The organism is Faecalibacterium sp. DFI.5.82 (genome assembly GCF_029076575.1).
GTDB lineage: Bacteria > Bacillota > Clostridia > Oscillospirales > Ruminococcaceae > Faecalibacterium > Faecalibacterium duncaniae.
In genome coordinates this window covers 1-255 of sequence record NZ_JARFIS010001220.1, presented here as the reverse complement: position 1 = coordinate 255, position 255 = coordinate 1, and the positions used below count along the sequence as shown (strand labels likewise).

1 rRNA gene is annotated in these 255 nt (G+C 43.5%); it reads left to right on the top strand.

The features are described from left to right. Window positions 1–92: ribosomal RNA gene (locus P0G09_RS20990) — 23S ribosomal RNA — on the top strand; the annotation flags it as partial. Between the last annotated feature and the right edge of the window lie 163 nt (window positions 93–255).

Here is a 255-nt window from a genome sequence, read left to right as displayed (position 1 = left end):
ATCCCTTGTAGACTACGAGGTTGATAGGCACGATGTGTAAGTGGAGCGATCCATTCAGCAAGTGTGTACTAATAGATCGAGGGCTTGACCACAATTCGCTTGAATTCTCAAGTCAATGACAAAATGTGAGCAGTGATTATTCAGTTTTGAAGGCACGTCCTTCTAAGAAACACTGGACAAAGTAGAACAGAAATGTTATACTGAACCAGTCATATTGGTCGGTGACGATGACGGTGAGGTTCCACCTGTTCCCAT